Source organism: Photobacterium sp. 270122K (assembly GCF_059941365.1).
Window position 1 is genome coordinate 118,518 of the sequence record NZ_JBPOEN010000003.1, and the last position, 22,674, is coordinate 141,191.

The 22,674-nt window shown below is 47.7% G+C and carries 14 protein-coding genes; 5 read left to right on the plus strand and 9 right to left on the minus strand.

Annotation, left to right across the window (positions count from 1 at the left end):
- Positions 1–97 precede the first annotated feature (97 nt).
- Genes ACSF8W_RS06625 through ACSF8W_RS06635 form a run of 3 tightly spaced genes read right to left on the minus strand, consistent with a single transcriptional unit; the run spans position 98 to position 4,014 of the window.
- Positions 98–943: a dimethyl sulfoxide reductase anchor subunit family protein gene (locus tag ACSF8W_RS06625; protein WP_500846114.1), complete on the minus strand. Its 846-nt coding sequence runs from the start codon at positions 941–943 to the stop codon at positions 98–100.
- A complete protein-coding gene (locus ACSF8W_RS06630) occupies positions 940–1,566 on the minus strand; it encodes a DMSO/selenate family reductase complex B subunit (protein WP_500846116.1) in 627 nt (208 codons plus the stop codon). Before ACSF8W_RS06630 ends, ACSF8W_RS06625 begins: the two co-directional genes overlap by 4 nt.
- A 12-nt stretch (positions 1,567–1,578) precedes the next feature.
- Entirely contained in the window at positions 1,579–4,014 is a 2,436-nt protein-coding gene (locus tag ACSF8W_RS06635) for a DMSO/selenate family reductase complex A subunit (RefSeq protein WP_500846117.1), read from the minus strand.
- Positions 4,015–4,594: 580 nt separating this feature from the next.
- Between ACSF8W_RS06635 and ACSF8W_RS06640 the strand changes: the two genes are divergently transcribed.
- A complete protein-coding gene (locus tag ACSF8W_RS06640) occupies positions 4,595–5,377 on the plus strand; it encodes a TerC family protein (RefSeq protein WP_500846119.1) in 783 nt (260 codons plus the stop codon).
- Between the two features lie 71 nt (positions 5,378–5,448).
- Here ACSF8W_RS06640 and ACSF8W_RS06645 read toward each other — a convergent pair whose 3' ends face one another.
- Together ACSF8W_RS06645 and ACSF8W_RS06650 are read right to left on the minus strand one after the other, a co-directional pair.
- Complete coding sequence (locus ACSF8W_RS06645; protein ID WP_500846121.1) at positions 5,449–6,306, minus strand: hypothetical protein; 858 nt, start codon at positions 6,304–6,306, stop codon at positions 5,449–5,451.
- A 365-nt stretch (positions 6,307–6,671) separates the two neighbouring features.
- Entirely contained in the window at positions 6,672–7,283 is a 612-nt protein-coding gene (locus ACSF8W_RS06650) for a LysE family translocator (RefSeq protein ID WP_500846123.1), read from the minus strand.
- Positions 7,284–7,418: 135 nt separating this feature from the next.
- On the opposite strand from ACSF8W_RS06650, the gene ACSF8W_RS06655 reads away from it, so the two are divergent.
- Positions 7,419–8,468 (plus strand): GlxA family transcriptional regulator, encoded by a 1,050-nt coding sequence (locus ACSF8W_RS06655; protein WP_500846125.1) that lies wholly within the window; start codon positions 7,419–7,421, stop codon positions 8,466–8,468.
- A 362-nt stretch (positions 8,469–8,830) separates the two neighbouring features.
- Here ACSF8W_RS06655 and ACSF8W_RS06660 read toward each other — a convergent pair whose 3' ends face one another.
- From ACSF8W_RS06660 to ACSF8W_RS06670, 3 genes are all read right to left on the minus strand, one after another.
- Positions 8,831–10,141, minus strand: a complete 1,311-nt coding sequence (locus tag ACSF8W_RS06660) for a DASH family cryptochrome (protein ID WP_500846127.1) — start codon at positions 10,139–10,141, stop codon at positions 8,831–8,833.
- A gap of 166 nt (positions 10,142–10,307) precedes the next feature.
- Positions 10,308–10,883: a sugar O-acetyltransferase gene (locus ACSF8W_RS06665; protein WP_500846128.1), complete on the minus strand. Its 576-nt coding sequence runs from the start codon at positions 10,881–10,883 to the stop codon at positions 10,308–10,310.
- Positions 10,884–10,988: 105 nt separating this feature from the next.
- Positions 10,989–11,711, minus strand: coding sequence for a GntR family transcriptional regulator (locus ACSF8W_RS06670; protein ID WP_500846129.1), 723 nt, complete (start codon positions 11,709–11,711; stop codon positions 10,989–10,991).
- A gap of 270 nt (positions 11,712–11,981) precedes the next feature.
- Here ACSF8W_RS06670 and mngA point away from each other — a divergent pair, with 270 nt between their 5' ends.
- Both mngA and mngB read left to right on the plus strand, forming a co-directional pair.
- Entirely contained in the window at positions 11,982–13,916 is a 1,935-nt protein-coding gene (gene mngA, locus ACSF8W_RS06675) for a PTS 2-O-a-mannosyl-D-glycerate transporter subunit IIABC (protein ID WP_500846131.1), read from the plus strand.
- Between the two features lie 182 nt (positions 13,917–14,098).
- Positions 14,099–16,741 carry a mannosylglycerate hydrolase gene (gene mngB, locus ACSF8W_RS06680; RefSeq protein WP_500846133.1) on the plus strand — a complete coding sequence of 881 codons (2,643 nt, stop codon included), beginning with the start codon at positions 14,099–14,101 and terminating at the stop codon, positions 16,739–16,741.
- Positions 16,742–16,895: 154 nt separating this feature from the next.
- Here the strand turns inward: mngB and ACSF8W_RS06685 are convergent, their stop codons facing one another.
- Complete coding sequence (locus ACSF8W_RS06685; RefSeq protein ID WP_047876350.1) at positions 16,896–17,129, minus strand: glutaredoxin family protein; 234 nt, start codon at positions 17,127–17,129, stop codon at positions 16,896–16,898.
- A 543-nt stretch (positions 17,130–17,672) separates the two neighbouring features.
- Between ACSF8W_RS06685 and ACSF8W_RS06690 the strand changes: the two genes are divergently transcribed.
- Positions 17,673–22,598: an SslE/AcfD family lipoprotein zinc metalloprotease gene (locus ACSF8W_RS06690; protein WP_500846135.1), complete on the plus strand. Its 4,926-nt coding sequence runs from the start codon at positions 17,673–17,675 to the stop codon at positions 22,596–22,598.
- Positions 22,599–22,674 lie beyond the last annotated feature (76 nt).

Genomic DNA, 22,674 nt, shown 5'->3' on the forward strand with positions numbered 1-22,674 from the left:
AAAACTCGAAATTCGTAATGCGAAAAAGGAAGGCTAATCACTTAGCCTTCCTGCAGGTACGGATAAATAACCGCGTACTTATCCGTACGAGTGATGATTACATGCCTGCGCTTGCGCTGATGTACACATCGTAGAAGAACGCGCGGCCCATGAACTCTGAAACCAGTACCAGCACAAAGCTCGCAATTGCCACGTGCATGGCTTTGTTACAGCCTTTCATTGCGCCAACCAGCCATACCAACAGACCCAACATCAGCAGACCTACACGCATCATCGCTAGGCGGAACGAGTAATCTACTACGTCAAATGGGTTAAGTTGAATGTTCAACTGGCCCAGCCATACCAAGTATGCTGCGTAACCCATTAGGGTTGCGGTGCCGAAAATCGCCGCACCCATTGCCAGTGCGCGATCGGCGTTAGCGGCCACATCACCCATGCTGGTGGACTGTGCACGTAGCATGATAGCAGCTGCGATTGGACCAACCACACCAGCAGTCATCAGGAACTGGAACGCGGTGAATGGTGTGTTCCACGTTGGTACAGTGACCAGTGTGTACACGTTCGCGATTGCCATGATGAAGACAATACCCAGTGCCATAGACACAGGCAGCAGCACTTTGCGAATGGCTGGCATGATGTCCAGCAAACGCATACCGGTGTACGCCACAGCCGCGCCGCCGAACAGGCTCAGGCCAACGATTTCAAGGCTTAGCGCACTGCCGTGTGCCAGACCAAACATCACGTTGAACATACGGAACGGCTGACCCAGGTGTGTAACCGATGCGATAGCACCCACACCTAGCAGTACAAATACCGCCATGAAGCTGCGCGTCATCGCTTTGTTGTTTGGCTTGAAGAACAGCTCAATCAGGCCAAGTGCGATGAACATACCGACAGCACTTTGTGCCAGTACGGTAAAGAAGACTAATGATAACTGGCTCATGCACCCACCTCCGTTGGGTTCTGGATCGATCCTTTCTTATCGCCAGTCAGCTTGCTGTTAGAACAAGTGCTGATAATAAGGTTAGGGCTGGTTAAACGTGGATCAGGCAAGGGTGCGATATCTGCACGGTCACCAAATTTTGCACGTAGTTCTTCGATTGGACCGAAATCAATCGCACGCAGTGGACATGATTCCACACACACAGGATCTTGACCGGTGCCGATACGCTCGTAACAGCCGTCACACTTGGTCATGTGTTTTTTCTCAGGGTTGTACTGCGGTGCGCCGTAAGGACACGCCATTTCACAGTAGCGACAACCCACACACACGTCTTCGTTCACGACCACAAGGCCGTCTTCTTCACGCTTGTGCATCGCACCGGTTGGACACGCTTTGGTACACGCCGGGTTGCTGCAGTGGTTACAGCTGATAGACATGTAGTACGCGAAAACGTCATTCGAGAAGGTGCCGTCTTCGTGCTGTACCCAGTCACCGCCTGCGTATTCGTACACACGACGCCAGTTTACGCCAACAGGGAGATCGCTTTTGTCTTTACAAGACACCTGACACGTTTTGCAACCAGTACACTTGCTGGTATCAACGTGGAAACCGTATTGAGTCATTTGTTATTTTCCTTACGCTTTAGCAACTTCAACAAGAATGGTGTGCTGTGCGTTACCTTTCGATAACGGGGTTGCACGTTGTGACGTTAGCGAGTTGATACAACCGCCTTGGTCTACGCCTTTCTTATCTGGGCTATACCAAGCACCTTGGCCCAGTGCTGTTACGCCCGGCATGATGCGCGGAGTGACTTTGATTGCAACACGGATCTCACCACGGTCATTGAAGACTTTCACGAAATCGCCGCTCTTCAGGTTGCGTTTTGCCGCATCCATCGGGTTCATCCAAATACCGTCGAATACCACTTCACGTAGCCACGGAATGTTGTGGTACGTTGAGTGAGTACGGCCTTTGGTGTGGTAACCAAATAGTTGTAACGGGAACTGCTCAGTCTTTGGATCCAAGTGGCTTTCCCATGTGGTCACGTACTGTGGCAGCGGTGTGATCACATCACCGTCTTTGATATCCCACTCTTTGGCAATAGTTTCTAGCTTGGTCGAGTAGATCTCGATACGGCCAGACGGGGTGCCCACTGGGTTCGCTTCAGGATCGTTACGGAAATCTTCCAGCGCGATACGGCCTTCTTTTGGCGCGACCACGGTGTAAGGACCGTTTTTACGCAGATCGTCCAGCGAAGGAATGTTTGGATCTTGCTTCATGCGCTCGGCATACAAGTATTCCAGCCACTGATCGCGGTTACGGCCTTCGGTGTACTCTTCGTACAGATCAAAGCGTTTAGACAGCTCCGCACACATTTGGTACGCGCTGCGTGTTTCGTACAATGGCTCGATAGCACGTACCAGCGGCCACAGACCCGCCATAGAACCTGAAGAGTAACCGTCAGAGCTCACTTCGTTGTTTTCGATAGTGGTGACATCTGGCAGTAGCAGGTCAGCGTAACGGGCAGATGCGGTCATGTGGTTATCACACACCACGATGAACTCAGCCAGTGACTCATCTTTGATGATTTCAGCCTGACGGTTCAGATCCGCGTGCTGGTTCATCAGTACGTTACCTGAGTAAGCAAGGATGAACTTGATTGGCGTACGCATACGCTCGTCACCCTGAATACCGTCCGTTTTGTTCGTCATCTCTTCGTGACGCCAAATTGCATCACTCCATTTGAAGAACGGCACTTTTACCTGAACAGGGTTAGTACCCACAGGGATACGCGGTGCTGGGTAGCCGTAGTTCGCTGGCATGTCGCCGGTGTTGGTACCTGGCAGACCGATGTTACCGGTCAGGATAGGTAGCATAACGATGGCACGCGAAGCCTGCTCGCCGTTTGCCTGACGCTGGATACCCGTACCTTGAGTGATGAAACACGGTTTAGCCGTACCAATTTCACGTGCAAGTTGCTGAATTTTCTTCGCAGGGATACCGGTGATATCCGCCGCCCACTCAGGGGTTTTCGCGATACCATCAGGGCCTTGACCTAGAATGTGTGCCTTGTAGTGACCATTCTTTGGTGCGCTAGCAGGAAGGGTTTTTTCGTCATAGCCTTGGCAGTATTTGTCCAAGAAGGCCTGATCCACCAAGTTTTCAGTGATCAGTACGTACGCGATACCTTCTACCAGTGCCGCATCGGTACCCGGACGGATCGGTAGCCACTCATCTTCTTTACCCAACATAGTGTCGGTGTAACGTGGATCGATGATGATGGTACGTACGTTGTTTTTACGCTGTGCGTTAATGTGCTCGTGGATTTCACCACCGCCACTCATACGAGTTTCAGCCGGGTTGTAACCGAACATCACCAACAATTCAGCGTTTTCGATTTCAGTGGTGTAAGAACCGTAAGCCGCTGCTTTTTTGTCGCCGTACGTGAACGGCAGGGCAAACATGATCTGGCCCCAGCTGTAGTTACCGTAGTAATCCAGGAAGCCGCCCATCATGTTGAACAGACGCTTGAAGCAGTCTTTACCATCGGTACGGTAGCCTTGGGTACCTGAACCGTAAGTAATGAAAATAGAGTCGTTACCGTATTCTTTGATGGTGTACTTTAGCTTGTCCGCCATCAGATCCATCGCTTCGTCCCAGCTGATGCGCTCGAAGCGGCCTTCGCCACGTTCGCCCACACGCTTCATTGGGTATTTCAGGCGGTCAGGGTTGTATACGCGGTGCTTGATAGAACGGCCACGCAGACACGCACGGATCTGGTGCGTACCAAATTCGCCGTTGTCATCACCACGGTTGTCGGTTTCGATTTGCGTGATCACACCGTCTTTAGTGTGTACACGCAGTGCACAACGGCTACCACAGTTAACCATACATGCAGACCAAACGGTTTTGATCTCACCGTCTTGGGTAGCAACTGTCTCTGCCGCTGCAGCTTTTAGAGGTAGTCCCATGCCAACGGCAGCGGTAGTACCGCCCACTGCCGCACCCCATTTCATGAAGGTTCGGCGCTTCATTGGCGACAAGATTGCTTCGTTAATCCAGCTCTTCATATGGTTCCCATAATGAATGAATATTTATATTTTTGATTATTTATGCTCACAAAGAGGTCGATTAAAAAGTCATTAAATGACACTTTTCGACAGACCTATTCTAAGAGGGAATGTAATGGGCGGTGAAACGAAATTAAATGACTAGAATCATTTTTCTAGCACGTGTTTTGCCTTATTTGTAAATTCACTATTCATGATATTTTATAAAATGAAATATTCACTCATACATATTTCATGGTGTTTCGGGGTGGTGATGTAATGAACAAAGTCATTTTTTGTCTGGATGTGATGCCCCGAAATGGGAAAAATACAAATCAATACAAAAAATGAATAGATAGTGCATAACTGGAAGGTGTGAAATACATGTACAGCAGGTGATTTGTTCATATTTTTACATAATTCCAGCCTGTTACATTTACTTACATTCTGCTGATTGCTGGAAAACAGCGGGGGTGATTTACTCATGTCTCCTAAGTTATATGAGGTTTTAACGTTAAATGGACGACCCCTTTAGTCGAATGACATTTGTCTGCGCTTCTTGCTTCACGTCTTCTTGCTCTATGTTTATGGAGCACACATCATGATTGACCTTTTCATGCAGCCCGAAACCTGGGTTATCTTTGCCACGTTGTTTGCCCTAGAAATTGTGTTAGGTGTTGATAACATCGTGTTCATCTCTGTACTTTGTGAACGTTTGCCTGCGCATCAGCGTAAACTGGCCCGTAATTTGGGTATCGGTTTGGCGGTGATGGCACGTATTGTCCTTGTCTTCTCGATCAGTTGGGTGATGTCACTGACGCAACCGTTGCTGAGTGTGATGAATTACAGCTTTACCGGCCGTGATTTGATCATGATTGCGGGTGGCGGCTTCTTGTTGGCGAAAAGCCTGAAAGAACTGTGGCTGTGGTTAACCCATAATGAAGAAGCCCACGCGAGCAAAGTGCGCACCGGCATTGCCTTGGTACTGTTGCAGATTGTCGCGGTAGATGCGGTCTTCTCAATGGACTCGGTGATCACGGCGGTGGGTTTGACCGATGAAGTGCCAATAATGGTCGCGGCGATTTTGGCGTCTGCCGTGGTGATGGTGTTGTGTGCAGAGAAAATCAATGATGCGGTTATCCGTTATCCGGGCCTAAAAACACTGGCGCTGTTGTTCCTTGTGCTGTTGGGTGGTCTGTTAATGGCAGAAGGCTTTGCGATTCATGTCAACAAGGGTTATGTCTATTTTGCGATGGCCTTTGGCCTTGTGATGGAAGGTTGCCACATTATGCTTAATAACAAGCGTAAATCGGTGAGTACGTTGTCTATTCATAAGGTGTACCCATTGCCGGCGAATAATGCGGTATTTGCCCGCGCCTCATAACTGTATTGGGGTCAGCATAGGATGATCAAAAAAGCTAGCGCTGGTGTCGCTAGCTTTTTTATGTCTGCTATTTAGCTTTCGCAGACAAACCATGCACTGGCTGGTGCCGTAATAAAGGCTTTGTCGTGCCAACTGATTTGCTCCCAGACGGGGGCGGTGCGAATGTCCCCTTTGATCTTCTCTCGGGTCAGCACTTTGACTAATCCTTCTTTTACACTGTAAACCTGTCCGCGGTAGGTGTGCCCCATCGGACTGGTTTTGTTCTGGTCGTAATAACACACTGTTGTGCCAATGTTGGAGTAAATATATTGGCTTTCATTGCTCCACGGTTTCGGCGCGGCCGTTGGCTGTGGGGTGTTATGCAGCGGCGTATCAACGGTTGCGTTTGGGACTAATTGTCGGTGTGCGGCATACGGTTGATAGCCCAGAATTTGTGCCGCCTCTCGCCATTCGCCATCGAGCGTATAGGCATTTTCATTCAATCGCAGGGTGACAAAGGGGCCGTCTAAACACAAATCGGCCCATAAATCCGTGCTGGAAATCCGCGCTGAGAACAACGGCATTTCATTGACCGTGTTGGGATTAGCCACACACCAAGTGGCCGTTTTTTGGTGAATTAAGCTACCGTTGTTGGCATCACACACCCGTTTGGCCAACGTGTGGTATTCCGCGATGTCGCGCTGGGCGCTGTCTTCCCCCGTTGAGCAATACCGGTAAGCAAAGGCGTAAGTATCTTTGGGGTAAAACGTGCCTTTATCGACAATCGCCCCATTACGGCGGGTGTCGTTGAGGTCGATGAAGCTTTGGGTGGAGTCGAGCATGCTGTAATCCCCAGCACGCCGCGGTTCATCGGGTGTGCTGCTACAGCCAAAGAGCAGGGTGGTGAACAGGGCCGAGAACGTGTATTTGACAATGAGAGACTGAGACATATTACACCTAGTTATCACGTCTTTGCATAGTACTCAATCTACGACTAGCTGCCGTTGCTAGTGATATCTTCCTTAATGCGTATTTGAGACGGGGATGGGGTTCAAAAATTAAGATGGGTATAAGTATATCGGGTTTCGTCTGGTCTGCAGGTATGTCTGATGAGACACGGCACGTGTGAGATCATCAGATTGGGGGAGAGATCGCGCTTTGATGCTGATGTTTTAATCACGCTTCATGATATTGGAACAAATAGAGGGGAGTGATGTGCGGACCCGCAGGTTCCATTTCCGTCAGTTCCGTATTGCGGACCCGCACAAAGAGGGTAAACGTGATATGGCGTCAGTCTTTATGACTGATTAACCGATCACTGACTTAACGGCAGGCTTGCACCGAGTAGCGCGAAGACAGTGCCACAACCACGGTTAAAACGTTGGCCACTTTTCTCTAGCCAAGGGCGCAGTTGGTGTGCGATGCACGCCACCATGAACTCGACACAGAATTCCACCACGGCAAACGTGCCAGCCAGAATCACGAACTGTAGCCATAATGGCTGCTCGGTATTCATGAACTGTGGCAGGAAAGCCCCAAAGAACAGCAGTACTTTGGGATTGGAAATCGCGGCCAGTAAGCCTTGGCGGTAACGCGCCACGTTGCCTTTATCGTCAACACGGGTGTCTTGATTTAACTGAATCGCCGGTGAGCGCCAAAGTTGAATCCCTAAGTAAATCAGGTATGCGCCACCGAGCCATTTGAACACGGTTAATACATGGGACGAGGCCATCATCAGTGAGCCGATGCCAAACATCGACAAAGCAATCACCAAGATAAATCCAGAGACACCGCCACAAATGGTGGCTAGCACTTTCTTGCGTCCATACATCACCCCATGGCTGAGTGCCAGCATGCCATTGGGTCCCGGTGCACATGCTAAGCCAGTCACCGCAAAAAGGTAAAGAAACCAAGCTTCAAGAGACATTGAAGAAGCCTTAATTAAAAAGAGGAAATTGAATTGGCAGGGAGTATAGAGCGCACAGACGACAATTTTGAGAGGTGATTTAGACTAAGTCTGGTAAAATTTGGACATTCCCTGTCAGTGCTGTGATTGCCTATTATGCCTTTTTCCTCGACTTCTCCTTTTACGCAGGCCTCTGCGCTAACATCAAAACCCAGCGTTCAGCCGGATGTGCGTTTTCTGTTGCTACCGATGCCACAGTTTAATTTGCTGCCGTTTGGTGGGTTTCTCGATAAATTACGTTTCTCTGCCGATGAAGAAGATCATAGCCAGCAAAAATATTGCCAGTGGACTATCGCGGGTGAGAAAGCGGGAGCGTTGCTTTCCAGCAGTGGCGTGACCATTGACGTGCCGACAGGGTTGGATGACACCACCTTGGAACACTATGACTACGTGGTGGTGTTTGGTGGCCGCAGTGCGCAAGCGTGTATAACACAAGCGCCTACGTATAAAGCATTTTTACGCCGAGCGGCGGCAAAGGGCTTGACGTTAGTCAGTGTCGATAATGCGACGTTTTTGTTTGCGGCGATCGGTTTATTGGAACAACGTAAGGTGGCGGTGCATTGGCGGCATGTGCCGGAGTTTGAACACGCTTTCCCTGGTGTGACTGTACAGCCGGAGCAGCTATTTTGTATTGATGGCAAGCGGATAAGTTGTGTCGGGGGCGCGGCCGCGATTGAACTGGCTGTCGCGTTAGTGTCTCGGCATTGTGGCTACAATAAAGCGGTAAAAGGTTTGGCGGACATGCTGGTGGATACTGTGCGCCCGCCACAGCACGCGATTCAATCGTTTGATGATGTGATGACGGCGCGTGCAGACAGCAGTCGGCATGTGCAGCGAGCGATTGTGCTGATGCACCATTACCTGAATCAAAAACAAACGACGGATCAGCTTGCCGCCGAATTAGGTGTCTGCCGACGCCAGCTCGATCGGCTGTTTATGACGGAATTTGCGATCACGGCCAGTCAGTATTGGCTGACCATGCGGATGGATCACGCACGTTGGCGATTACGCCATTCTTCGCACCGGTTGAGTGACATTGCCGAAGAGGTCGGTTTTTCGGATGTCAGTTATTTCTGTAAAGTGTTTAAGCGGCAGGTGGGGTTTACCCCTCGGCAATATATGGCGGATCATGCCAGCGGTATATAAGGCCGAATAATAATAGTAAAGCATTTGTGATCTATTATTTTGTGAATAGCTGAAGCAATGCATCATTTTCTACGGTGAATCGTCATTGTTGTTTTGCAGATGCGACAGTGATAAATAGAGAAATAAAACAGTTTCTGAATAAAGTGACGTTTTATTCGTGCGCTTCAATGTGCTTGCTGCACTTCATTGCGGGCTCCTTAATGAGCGTTGAAAATTGAAAATTCATTATCGTGTTGTTCTTTTATCCACCCTTAAAATCTGGGTATTATTGATCTCGGCTTTTTCAGTGCGTATTTGTATGTACTTAGATATGAATAATGGCTTCATTTATTGTGGTATGAAGCCATTACAGTTGCATCGGGTTACCAAATGGGCCAGTCTGCTGCATCCACGGAATCTAAATTACCATCATGGTTATTCCCGCCCCACTTACGAATGAAGTCCCCATTTGGGTCGAACTGCTCTGTTTGTTTTTGCAGATCAAAATGACGCTGCGGAACCGGATCAGCACCGACACCAGCTAAGTATTGCCAATTGCCCCAGTTTGATGCGGTATCGTAATCCAGCAAGTGTTGCTCAAAATAGCCTGCCCCATAACGCCAATCGACACTGAGTTCATTCACCAGACAGCTGGCGACGATTTGTCGGCCTCGGTTGGACATGTAGCCTGTTGCTTTGAGTTCATTCATCAGGGCATTCACGAGCGGATAAGGGGTGTTTCCTTCGCACCAACGACGAAAACGCTCGGGATAAAAGGCGGTGATAGGGCTCTTTTTCTTTATCCCGCCAAATGCGAACAGTTTGGTACCGTGCTGGTGGGCATACCACTGGAAATATTCTCGCCATAACAATTCGAACTTGATCCATCCTGTCGAGGCATTGCTCTCAACCTCCTGCTCGTAGACATCAAGCCGATCCAAAATTAACCGTGGCGAAACGCACCCGACGGCCAGCCAAGGTGAGAATTTGGTGGAGGCTGACCAACCGTCCAGCGCATTGCGGGTTTCCTTGTAATGGCTGGGATGGGTAGACGAAAAATAATCGTCAAGGTGGGTTAACCCAGCGGATTCTCCCCCCTTGAAAGGGGAATCTGTGGCCGAATGTAAAATGGGCGTCAGCACATCAAACTGATGACTGTGGTGCGGGCGTGGCGGTAGTTTGTTTAATGGCTCCGTAGCGTGATTGATTGGCAAGTGCTCAACCTGCTTACGAAATTGTGAAAACGTCGCTGGCAGATCTGCCACGTTAAACGGCAGTTCTGTGCGGTCAAACAGGGTGTGTGTCGCCACTTGTTTGAAGGGTAAATAGGGATAGCGTCCTTGCAGTGTTTGCCAAACACGTTGCTCATACACACCGGGATGTTCACTGCAATAGATGGCGGCAATATTATGCTGGGTGATCAGGGTAGGCAAAATATTGAGTGGATGCTCTAGCAGTACATGCAGATATTGGTCTCGCGTAGCCAGTTGCTCGCTTAAAGCCTGCAAAGATTGCAGGAGGAATTGCATGCGAGGTTGGCCGTACGTTTGAATGCGGTAGGGGTAACTGTTCGCGCGTTCACAAGGCAGGCAATAGACACAAATCAGGTGATCCATCTCAGAGGCGGCCAGCATTAATGCGGTGTTATCGTGCAGGCGAAGATCGTGTTGAAACAGAAACAAACCCGTTGCCATAATGTGCCTCTCCTATATGAGCGCTGTAGTATAACTATAGGAAAGATTGGCAATGAAAGGTGTAGAGGTGATGAAAATTACCGTGAAACCCTGGGGAATACGCAGCAATTTTCATCAAGTTGTCTGAGCGATCACGATCAGGGAGACACGAAGCGCTCAATACGGTTTATGGCTTGGCTGCGTGTTCGCGATCTTCATGGGTAAGTTGGCGGATCACCTTAGCCGGTGAACCTGCAACCAGTGTATCGGGCGGCACATCTCGTGTGACTGTGCTGTTTGCGGCAACCACAGAGCGCGCGCCAACCGTCACGCCTTGGCAAATCACCACATGGCCACCAATCCACACATTGTTTTCCACCACAATCGGCTTACAGAAGGTTTCCCAACGTTCACGGCTTTGGTAATCCAGTGAATGGGTTGGCGTGTAAAATTGTACGTTAGGGCCAATTAACACGTGATCACCAATACGGATCTCGGCGTTATCCAGCATGGTCGCACCCATATTAATGAAGGTATGGGCACCAATGTGGATGGTTTTTCCGAACTCACACAGGAACGGCGGCAGGATATGGCTGTCTTCACCAAACGAGCCGAGAAGCTGCTCTGCCAGTTCACGTGGCGCATCGCCGGGGTGTTGGTTAATCGCGACTTTTAGCGGGTAAGCGTTTGCACGAACGGCTTGAATTTCGGCGTCTTCACCATCGAAAATCATACCATTCATCATCTTTTCAAATTCTGTCATCACAAGCTCTCATTACGGCATAACACGAGGCGTGTATAGGTGTTTTTATGTACAAGGTGTCTTTATGTACTCGGTGTATTCACGGTGCTTACATCAGGAACGTATTTAGTAGTGGCGATTACGTTTGGCCACCAAAGTAAATTTGTAGTCTGACGATTTAAAGTAGTTACGGCTGTACTCAAACACCGTGCCATCAGCCAAGTAACCTTTGGTGATTTTCTCGATGATCGGTTGCTCGGCGGGAATTCCCAATTGCTTCACCACTTCTTCCGGCGGCAAGACCGGTATGATTTCCTGCTCACTGCGGTCGATCACCATCTTCTTGGTGCCTTCAATGTACTCATATTTTGAGCCCTGCATGACCTCGTAGCTGAGATCCGGGAACAAGGACAAGGGTAGCCAGGTTTCTTCCAGCGTGACGGGGTTGTCATCAATAAAACGCACGCGCTTGACGTAAAAAATACGCTCATTAGGGGCAATTTCTAACGCTTCGGAAATGGCTTGCGAAGGCGCGGTGATCTCAAAGGCCAAAATGTCGCTGTGCGTTTTGACATTCAGGTGGCTGAGTTTTTCTTCAAAACTGCTGTACTGATACATGTCGTAGTTGACCTTGTTGTCCTTTACATAGGTCCCGCTACCTTGAATGCTTTCCAGTACGTTTTGTTCAATCAACAGTTTTAAGGCTTGGCGAACCGTCACACGACTGACCGAATGCGCTTCGCGTAATTGTGCTTCGGTCGGTAGCGCCTCACCCGGCAAGTATTCACCGGACTGGATCTTGGCTTTGATGGCTTCTGCGATCTGACGATACATAGGCAGGCGTGCCATGTTTCTCTCCTTAAGCGGCGCAGGATCTTGCGCGCAAGCGTGTCGTTATCTAGTAATTACTCATTATTTGGTAAACATTTTACCGATTTATCGCCTTAATTCAAAGTTGTCATATACAACCGAGGCAACAAGATAATACAACAATAATACCTATCTGTAAGAAATCGTGAAAAAGGTCACAGAAGTCCTCATGCTAGATACGTATTATATTTGTATTAATACAACTAAGGGCGACCCACGCCCATCAGGATGACGGTACAGAGGATGACGATGAAACTGACGACCCTTACCCACAAGTCGTTGATTGCTATCAACACGACGTTTGACAGTCGTGAAGCAGCAATCCATGCGCTGGCGGAGAAGCTCGACCAGCAAGGCAAATTGCACGATAAGCAAGCCTACCTAGACGCCGTGTTTGCCCGCGAGGAGCAAGGCCCAACCGCATTAGGTGAAGGCCTGGCAGTCCCACACGGTAAAACGGATGCGGTGAAAGAGGCCGGTTTTGCCGTGGCGACATTAAAGCAAGACTTGAAGTGGAAAGGGATTGATGAAGACGAAGACGTCAATCTGGTCTTTTTGATCGCCATTCCGAATGCAGAAGCGGGTTCCACCCACATGCATTTGCTGACCGAACTGACAACCACGCTGGTGGACGATGATGTGCGTGAAGCGGTACTGAATGCACAAACACCAGAGGAGCTGATGGCGCTGCTGGATGGCAATGCGGAGTCAGAAGCTAAACCAGACAATGGTAATACAAATTTAGCCGATGCACCGACGATTGTCTGTGTGACGGCGTGTCCGGCGGGGATCGCGCATACCTATATGGCGGCGGAATACCTGGAAAAAGCCGGTAAGAAAATGGGTATTAATGTCCATGTGGAAAAGCAAGGCGCAAACGGGATTGAAGGCCGTTTAACGGCGGATCAACTCAATAATGCAGTGGCAGTGGTATTTGCAGCAGAAGTGGCGATTAAAGAAATCGAACGCTTCAACGGCATTCCTCGTGTTGAAACCCCTGTCGCCGAGCCAATTCGTCATGCAGAGCGTATTTTGAATGATGCAATGGAAGCGTCAAAACGCGGCAGAAGTGAAGCCGCCGTAGCCACGGAAGACAAACCGAAAAAAATGCCACTAAAAACAGAGCTGAAACAAGCCTTGTTGAGCGGTATTTCGTTTGCGGTGCCATTGATTGTGGCAGGCGGTACGGTACTGGCTGTGGCGGTATTGTTGGCACAAATTTTTGATTTGCAAGACTTGTACGCACAAGACGGTTCATGGCTGAACATGTACCGCAAACTGGGTGGCGGCTTGCTGGGTACCTTGATGGTACCGGTACTGGCGGCTTACACCGCGTACTCCTTGGCTGATAAACCGGCGTTAGGGCCAGGTTTTGCAGCGGGCTTAGCGGCGAACATGATTGGTTCGGGTTTCCTTGGCGGTGTCGTGGGCGGTTTGATTGCCGGTTACGTGATGCGCTGGGTGAAAGAGAACGTGCGCCTTAGCCCTGCATTTAACGGCTTTTTGACGTTCTACCTCTACCCGGTGATTGGCACCTTGGTGGTGGGCAGCTTGATGCTGTTTGTCATTGGTAAGCCAGTGGCGATGCTGAACCAAGGTTTGACGGATTGGCTAAACGGCTTGTCAGGCTCTAACGCCTTGCTATTGGGCGCCATCATCGGTCTGTTCGTGTCATTTGACTTGGGTGGCCCGGTGAACAAGGCTGCGTATGCGTTCTGTTTGGGCGCGATGGCAAACGGTGTGTACGGTCCGTATGCGATTTTCGGCTCAGTCAAAATGGTATCGGCCTTCACAGTAACGGCATCCACCATGTTGGCACCACGTTTGTTTAAAGACTTTGAAATTGAAACCGGTAAATCCACGTGGCTATTGGGCTTAGCGGGTATCACCGAAGGTGCCATCCCAATGGCGATTGAAGATCCTATCCGCGTTATCGGCTCGTTCTTGGCAGGCTCTGTCGTGACAGGTGCCATCGTGGGTGCAGCGGGTATTGGCCTGTCTACACCTGGGGCGGGGATCTTCTCTATGTTCCTTCTGCACGATGCAGGCATTGGTAGCTTCATGGCAGCCGGTATCTGGTTGGGCGCAGCGTTGATTGGCGCGGCAATTTCTACCGTGATGTTGATTGGCTGGCGGGCCCATGCGGCAAAAAAGGGCACCTTTAAAGTGACCGCTGACGCGTAATCCAACCGTGCAGTGTGCCTAGCAACATCAGTACACCGCTAGGCACGCACGACCAGCACGCTGCGTAACGTTACGTCACAGTATTTACACCGTCGGAGGGCAATAACTTCTCCGGCGACACACTCTTGTCGGGAGCACACGCCGTGCGTCCGACCATAAAGCAAAATTCAGGTAAAAAGATTATGGCTACATCTCGCGTTCATATTACTCCACACATGCACTGGGACCGTGAATGGTATTTCACGACGGAAGAGTCACGCATTCTGCTCGTGAATAACATGGAAGAAATATTGGCTCGTCTTGAGTCAGATCCGGATTACAAATTCTATGTGTTGGATGGCCAAACCGCCGTACTGGAAGACTACTTCGCCATCAAACCCGAAAACACCGAGCGCGTGCGTGCGCAGGTGCAGGCAGGCAAACTGATCATCGGCCCATGGTACTCACAAACTGACACCATGCAGGTTTCCGGTGAATCTATTGTGCGCAACATGCTGTACGGCATGCGCGATTGTTTGAACTTTGGTGAGCCAATGAAGATTGGTTACCTGCCAGATTCTTTCTCGATGAGCTCACAGTTGCCAATGATTTATAACGGCTTTGGTATTGATCGCGCTATGTTCTGGCGGGGTTGTTCAGAGCGTCACGGTACCGATAAAACTGAGTTTATCTGGCAAAGTAACGATGGCAGTGAAGTCACCGCACAGGTGCTGCCATTGGGTTACGCGATCGGTAAATACCTGCCGGAAGACGAAGCGGGCCTGCGTGACCGTTTGGATAAATACTTCCCAGTACTAGAAAAACCGTCAGTGACCAAAGATATCCTGTTGCCAAATGGTCACGATCAGATGCCGATCCAGAACAATATCTTTGAGGTGATGGATACGCTGCGCGAGATCTACCCGGATCGCGAGTTCCTGATGAGCCGCTACGAAGAAGTGTTTGAGCGCATTGAAGCCGTTCGCGATCAGCTAGACACGGTAAAAGGCGAATTCAATGACGGTAAATACATGCGTGTTCACCGTACCATTTCTTCGACGCGTATGGACATCAAACTGATCCACGCCGAAGTGGAAAACAAGATCGTCAATATTCTTGAGCCATTGGCAGCCATTGCGTGGACACTGGGCTTTGAATACCACCACGGTCTGATTGAGAAAATGTGGAAAGAGAGCATGAAGAACCATGCTCACGATTCTATCGGCTGTTGTTGTTCAGACAAAGTGCATGCTGAGATTTTGAATCGCTACATTTTGGCGGATGACATGGCGACTAACCTGATCAACTTCTACAAGCGTAAAATTGTTGATCACATGCCTGCACGCGAAGGCTGCGATAAATTGGCGCTGTTCAATTTGTCTCCGTATGCCCGTGAAGACGTGGTCAACACCACCATTACCATTCGTGCGCAGAGCTTCTCGTTGTTTGATGAGCACGGCAACCCAGTGGAATACTTTATTCAGGACAAGCGTGAAATTGACCCGGGTAAAGTGGACCGTCAAATCGTGCATTACGGTAACTACGATCCGTTTATGGAGTTTGATATTCAGATCAAGCACCCAGTACCGGCAATGGGCTTCACCACTCTGCACATTGAAGGCAACCGCGACGGCGTTGTGAAAGCGCCAGCCACCACTGCAGAGTGTATGGAAAACGAATATTACCGTATCACCGTGAATGCAAACGGCACGCTGAGCATCTTTGATAAAGAGACTGAGCAGACGTTTGATCAGGTATTGCGTTTGGAAGACGGCTCTGACGACGGCGATGAATACGACTACTCGCCATCACGTCAGGAATGGTTGCTGTACTCGGATGAATTTGCGGCAACAACGGAAATCATCGAAGAAGGCTTCCAGTCAGTGGCTAACATTGCACTGCGTATGGCGGTGCCAGACAACTTGGTAGCCCGTGAAACTCGCAGCAACCAAGATGGTTACGTTGACGTGCAGTGTCAGGTGGTACTGAAAGCCGGCACACGCCGCATTGAAGTACGCATGGAGCTGGATAACCAAGCCGACGATCACCGCTTACGTGTGTTGATCCCAACGCCATTTACCCCTGAAACGGTGGTGGCCGATAACCAGTTTGGTTTGATCACCCGTTCAGTCGATGACAGCGAAATGGCTAACTGGGAAGCCGAGGGCTGGAAAGAAGCGCCCGTGCCGGTTTATCAGCTGATGAACTTTGCAGCGCTGGAAAATGGTAAAGCGGGTATGGCAATCATGTCGAACGGCTTGCGTGAGTTTGAAGTGATTGCGTCACAGGACGGCGACAAGAAAGACTCGCTGGCACTGACGCTATTCCGTGGTATCGGGGTACTGGGTAAAGAAAACCTGTTGCTGCGTCCGGGGCGTCCTTCTGGCATCAAGATCCCAACGCCAGATTCGCAGGTACGTGGCAAGTTGGTGTGTCACTTCACCCTGTTTGGTTTTGCGGGCAACCACATTGATGCCAACATCATGGCTGAAGCGCGTGACAACGTGACGCCAATTGTTTGCTACAACAAGATCCCGTATAACGCGATGAAGCTGAACGTGGGCAAACAGGATCTGCCGTTAACGTATTCACTGCTGAACAAAGACATGACCGGTGCGGTACTGAGTGTGCTGAAAAAAGCCGAAGATGAAAACGCCTTGATTCTACGTGTGTACAACCCATCTGAAACTACCACGTTGACCGATGGTATGGCCTTTAGCCAACCAGTTACTGAGTGGGTGGAAACACGCATGGATGAAGTGGCGCTGGACGAGCAGAACACGACAGCATGTCACTTCGGTGCGCTGCGTCCGTGTCAGGCTAAAACATTTCGCGTACGTTTTTGATAGTCAGCAGTAAAGGCTGAATCAGTAGTTAGCCTGTAAACAGAGAGCGCCTTAAACAGAAAGCGGCCTCAGGGGTAATCCTGAGGCCGCTTTTTTATTCTCGTCATTTTTGTACACGTTGTTTATGCATTCGCCGTGTATGAACCGTGCAGACTTAGTCTTTCGCGCGTAGCTGATTTTCAAATTGCTTCATGTTCCAGCCAATCAATACACGATCACCGACCTTGAGAACCGGCACTGAACGCGCGCCGGTTTGGTTAAATTCTTTGCGTCCGCTAGGGGAAGCCACATCCACACGGCGGAATGGGTAGCCTTTTTCGGTCATGTAGCGTTCGGCATCTTTACAGTGCGGGCAGTTTTTCTGGGTGAATAAGGTGATTCGTTTCATGAGGCATCATCTATTGTTGAACGTTTTTGTTGAGCGTTAAGTGTCAGCGTGTGGCCAACATAACGACACTGTGAGTGGCTTTGATCAGAAATGCAATCTATGCCGTGTATTTTGTGTCACGTCAGGGACACATCACACATGTGTTAGAGAGCGTTTTATTGCGATATTTGCACACATCAATGATTAATTTTAATCAGTATAACAATATATTTTTATCGACCTGTGTCGAAATATTGTCACAAATGCGCGTAGGATAATTCCTACAAATTAAAGATATGATTTTAAATGTTATTTTATGTATTTGGGCGTCGAATAACTGACATTGCAGAGTAAAAGCGCTGACGAATCCCTTATGGGTATGGCTAATGTGTAAATGGCTCTATTTTGATGGTTTTAGCCTGATTTTTATGCCGTTTGTTCGCATGTATACTGCGATTATATAACCCGTTTTTAGGGTTTGAAGTGACGCGAGATTGAAACGCATGAGATGTGTTTTTCATCACTCTAAACCTATTTCATCATAAATATAACGAAACGCTCAATATGCATAAAAAATTATTACTGACGACGTTAGTCACCTTAGCCCTCGTGGGTTGTAAGGATGAGCATAATCATCCGATGGGACCAGAAGTGCCAGTTGTGCCGGAAGCAAACACTGCACCATCCATTTCATCTATTACTGAAATTAAGCTGCGTGTTGGTGAAACCAAAGAAGTGCAAGTGCGTGCCTCTGACAAAGAAGGGGATGCGCTGCGTTATGGCTTAATCGGTCAACCAAGTTGGGTCTCAATTAGCCAAAGTGGTTTGTTGCGTTTCACACCGTCAGCAAAAGATAGTGGTAACTACACGTTTACGGTGACCGTATCTGATGGTACGACGACTTCAAAAGCCAAAGTTGTGGTGAAGGTTGCTACATCGATGATCCCTGTGGATCCAGATGCAGTAAACCATGCGCCGGTGATTGAGGTAATCCCTGAAGTGATGATGAAGAGTGGAGATCGGATAACCGTACCAATTAAAGCGTCAGATAAAAATAAAGATGATATTTTAAAATACGGTGTTTTTAGTGACTACTCTTGGGTTGCATTAAAAGATACTGACTTAATTATAACGCCACCTGCAGATCTATATGGCAGCTTTTTTGCTACTGTCACTGTTTCTGATAGTTCACTGGTAGCCGCTCAAGAAATTACGATTGAAGTGTTGCCAAATAAAAAGCCAGTGGTTCCTGTGCAAATATATATTGGCTCTCTGTTAGCTTCTGGTAAGCAAATTATAGGTAACGTAACTTGTAATGGTGAAGAATTAACGGTTGGGAACTTTGAAGTCAAACAGGGTGTGCCATTTGACTGTTTATATGGTTCTCTTGACCTTGGACATTTTGTCGCGCCATTCCCTGAAATGATAAAAGAAAGTTCAGATAAAGATTTGTTGCCCGCTTCTTTTGACCTGAAATTAGTCCATGGTGATAATGTCACTAAGGTACTTCAGTCAATTAATACGTGCAATCCTGCAGGTAATAAGATCTGCTTGCAAGAAATTGACAGTATTGATATTGAAGAAATTTATGCTCAATTATCTGATGATGAAGCTGTTGCTGAATACTTAGTGTCAAAGGATGAAGAAGCAACGGATAAAATTGATAATGCGCCGTCAAGTCACGTTGATGGTTCCATTGTTCCTGCTGTTTCAGGTGGCAGTAATGATTTGAACAGTGATTTTGTATCGTCTACAGCTGAAGAGACGTTAACATATAAGCCTTCGGTTGAAGCTCAAGTGCTTACTCATTCACGCCTGTTGGACGCAAATAATAAACCAATTGCTGGTGTGAGCTTCTATTCAAATAATGCACGTGGTATTACTGATGAGTATGGCCTATTTCAATTCTTGTGGGGCGATACGATTACATTTGGCATTGATACGTTTGATTTCGGCTCGGTGAAGGGTAATAAATTTGAATTCAAGCTGACGGATGTTACAGAAAACAAGATACGTAAAGATAATATTCAGGCATTGTTAGAACGTTATGCGCCTTCAATGGGGGCTGATGTAGTCAAAATTTCTGATGACGTAAAATTTGTTTTTGCTCAGTATCCAAACGTGATTAATGAATTGATCAATCTAAATTTACCTAATGGTGGTGTGATTGAAGGCACTAAATTCCAGATTCCGAATGAATTTGAGGGGCAATTTGAAAAGGGTTTAACGGCTTTAATTGACTCTGAGTTAAACAAAAAAGAATCAACTATTTTTGATACGATACATGTATATTCAGCGTTGTCGGATTCAACCTACGTCACTGATTCATTAAATGCGATATTTAATAATGTGAAGATGTTCCACGTATTTAATGATAGTTATGGTTATTACGGGGCAACAGGTTTTACGCGAGGATATCGTGCGTTGAACATGTCTAACCGTGCATTTCCGGTGATGATGCCACGTAATGATATCAATCGCCGTGTACCTATAGGTGAGCCGCAAGCGTGGACACGTGAAGGTAAGCCCTACATCGCCACACATCCAACCATTGAAGTTAAACCAATACCTTTTGTTTCTAGTGATAACACTACTTATGGTTTCCCATTTGTGACGGCTGGTGAAATTGGTGATGGTAAAGTGGTGTTCATGGGAAGCTCAATGTATCCGGCAATCTTGAGTTGTCCCGATAACTATTGGGCTAACTCTCATAATGAATTGACACCAAATAAATCAACGAAACAGTGTGTAGCAAGTGGCATTACCGATCCTACAACAGACTCCCGCTATGACAATGGAGATATGAAGCGTTTCTTCTCTAATATGTTCAAATGGATGTCTGTAAATGAGAATATTGCTATTGCAACTAATATTGATCGAGCAGCAATAACGGTAGCGAACATCGTTGATGGTACGCGGTATGATTTTTTTGTCAGTGACGATTACGGTTTTAGCAGCGTTCAGGAATTAAGCACTGGTAGTTTTGGAGGATTGTCCCCGAAGACAACTCCGATCTTATTGCTACAAGCGTATGAGATTGTTACGGGTCAGCATGAGATTGTGGCTGATTTAAACCAACCGAAGCTTACGCAACAAGATGTGACTGACCTCATTGAGTATATAAATGAAGGGGGTAACGTTGTGTTTATGGATGGTCTCACGGAGATAAATCCAGAGCCTATTGGTCGCTTAGCGGATGCTGCAGGTGTTTCGCTGGGGGGGGAGAACGTGCTACCGACTAACCAAACACTTTGTGATTCAGGTCAATGGTGTGGCGGTCAGCCGAAAAAAACTAACGTACACGTAAAAGATGGCCTGAAAATGGTTGTTCTTGAGCGATATGACGATATGGCATCTGGTGAACCTCCGTTTGAGGTGAACGAAGACGGCACAACCTCTTGGGCAAGCCCTGTCGATATGTTTGGATTAGAGTTGTATATTCCGACTTATGTTGATAAAGACGGTAAGACGCAGAACGCTCAGTTTTTTGTCTCTACTCCTGAAGAAGAAGCGAGCGCTATTGCTACACTAAAGAAACATTTCGCAGATACCCCGCTGTGCACGAGCTCTTATCAGTATGAGTTCAACTGTATCGAAATCCGTGAGGGGACAGGAGATAGGGTTAGAGGTAATTTCCGTCGTGCTGACTATGACCGTTATGGCGTCGATGTTAAAGGTATGATTAAGGCTGCAAATATTGGTGACAATATTCAGTCACTAGCAGATCATGAGATCTATTATCGCACTGAGGGGAAAGAGGGCGTTCGTTTAAGTAACGTTGAATTAAACCAAACATACGATAATTTGTCTGTATGGTTATGGAATGATAACCAATATGCTTATGATGAAACCGCGTCTCAAGATGAACTAGGATTTAAAACTCTTGTCTCATACCTAAATTGCTATACAGATAATAAACATGGAGCTGGTTTAACTTGCCCGACTGATATGCGTGAACTACTAGTTGCGAAGCGCATGATCAATGAAGATGGAGAACTGAACCTTGATTATCCGCTGAACTATATGGAAATGCCGCTAACTCGAATTATGCTCGGTCGTTCGTTCTGGGATTATGACATAACGGTTGACACTTCAACTTACCCAATGCGTGGTACAGGGGCGGCATCATCGGGTTCGGTCAAAATCGAAACTGCAGGCAATGCGGTAATTGGCACAGCCAACAACATGCAATCAACGGGTATGTGGGCTCCGCAACTTAAAAATATCACGGTAACCGGTAGCGTTAAAGCAACTATTACTGTGATGTTGGCGGATGATCTAACGGGTAAACCACAACACGAACTTAGCTTGAATCGCCCTCCGCGTATGGAGAAGTCATTTAAGCATGAAGGTGATACTACAACGTTTAAAGTACCTTATGGTGGTCTGATTTATATCAAGCCATTGGATAAGTTACAGGGTGAAAATACAGAGGCAACATTTACCATCAATGGCGTTGAAAAAGCGGCATGGTACAAAAATGGGGAGTGGGTAAATCACCCTTCTGAAGCGACTGCACCTATTGCTGAGATTGATACAGGTCACTTTATTTATACAACACCAGTATCGAATGTTACATCTGGTAATGTAGATCAGTTTATTGATGATATGAATCGATTTGCTAATGCGGCGAGTGCTTTCTATGGACGTGATGCTGAGACTGATGATGGTGCTCATCGTAAATTTACTTATGATGCGTTGAAAGGTTTCCGTCATCGCTTTGTCAATGATGTACAAATATCGATTGGCGCCGCGCACTCGGGCTACCCAGTAATGAGCAGCTCATTTAATGCGAACTCAAGTAGTATTCCAACCAATGCGGTGGATGACTGGTTATTATGGCATGAAGTAGGGCATAACTTGGCAGCAGCACCGTTCAGTGTGGCGGGGTCTACGGAAGTGACTAACAACATTCTTGCTTTATATATGCAAGAGTTAGAAGGACGTAATGCTAATCCAGAAATGGATCGTATTAAAAAAGATATCACGAAAGCGCCTGCTTGGTTGGCATCAAATCCGGAAAAAGCATGGGCTCATGGTGATGCCGGGTTACGTTTGGTTATGTTTGGTCAGTTGAAGATCTGGGCTGAAACGCACTTTCAGATTAATAATTGGTATGAAGAAGATACAAAGAAACCTGATATTTACAACCAAGATCAAGGTTGGAATATGTTCAAACTGATGCATCGTAAAGCGCGCGGTGATGTGCAGGGAGATGCTGAGATGAATTACTGTAGCTCTCGCGACACAGGCTTATCTGGTAGCGACCTTCTGATGGTGTGTGCTTCTTACGTGTCAAACTATGATCTTGCTGATTTCTTCACACAGTGGAACGTAGGGCAGTCATCGACTACGAACGCGGATGGAACTAAGTCATACATGGGCGGTATTATTGAAAGCGGAAAAGGCTTGTCTATGCTATCAACAATGGGTCTAGAAAAACCTAAAAAGGGACCAGAAAGCATTAGTAGCTTACCAGTTAGAAATTGATCGTGATAGGGGCTAAAAGTGAAAGCCTTAATTTGAGTCACTTTTATTGCTAATTGAGCAAATCAAACGGGTTTCT